At 54.3% G+C, this 904-nt stretch carries 1 protein-coding gene; it reads right to left on the bottom strand.

Features of this window, described 5'->3' with window-relative positions; all coding sequences use genetic code 11:
* Positions 1-6: 6 nt before the first annotated feature.
* The gene (locus tag L6758_RS11135) at positions 7-783 is read right to left on the bottom strand and encodes a transposase (protein WP_237187077.1); all 777 of its coding nucleotides are present in this window, start codon (positions 781-783) and stop codon (positions 7-9) included.
* Between the last annotated feature and the right edge of the window lie 121 nt (positions 784-904).

Below are 904 nucleotides of genomic sequence, written 5' to 3' on the forward strand. Positions count from 1 at the left end.
TGAGGCTTATTCAAAAGTCCCACCCGCAGCCAAAAACACCAACCCCCGCACCACCGCAAACACCCGCCCATACAACCCCAACGGCCGCCTAAACCCCGTATGAAGAATCCGCCAAGTCTTGATGTGAGCGATAACCCGCTCCACCACCGACCGCAGCCGATTCAGCACCCGATTATTCCGCCTCTGCTCCCGACTCAGCCGTTGACCCGGCTTACGCCTGGCCGGGGTAGCCAACCCCAACCCGATATAGCCCTTATCAGCCACAGTGCTCTCATCAAGATATCTTTCCAAGCCATGATGTTTGAAGGCGTAAGCATCATGCCTGGCCCCGGGCACCGGGTCTGTGATAGCCAGCAACTTTCCATCCAAGGTGCAAATGACTTGGTGGTTGAATCCGGCTCGTTTGTGCTTTCCAGAGAAATTTGTTTTACCAAGTGAACGCCAATTCCACGTGGGTATCAGAGTCCCGTCAACTACTAAGGACCCGGGTGCTTTGAGGCTTTCTTTCAAAGGCTGAGTCAGCGGAGTGAGAATCTTCTCCAGGGCCTTTTCGATGGTGTTGATAGCTCGTGAGACTGTCGATTGAGAGACAGCAAAAAGTTCTGCGAGGAGTTCTTCGGTGAGGTTGTGGCGGTGGTAGAGCAGGGTGATTTTGAGGGCTTGGGTGAGGGTTAGCGCTGGTGGTCTTCCGCCTGGTTTTGACCAGGTGAGGTGATGGGTGAGGGCTGTGTGTAGTGTGGCGAATTGCGTGGCTGTGAGGCCGGTTGTACGCTGGTGTAGCAACGGTCTTGTCCGGTATGGCTTGAGGTTATTTGTAGAGATTTAACGCTCATATTTTTGCCGCGGGTGGGGCCGTTGTCTAGTTGGTGGGTGTGGGGTGCGTGTCTACTTTTGAATAAGCCTC

It is taken from the genome of Rothia nasimurium, assembly GCF_928382285.1.
Taxonomy (GTDB): domain Bacteria; phylum Actinomycetota; class Actinomycetes; order Actinomycetales; family Micrococcaceae; genus Rothia; species Rothia nasimurium_E.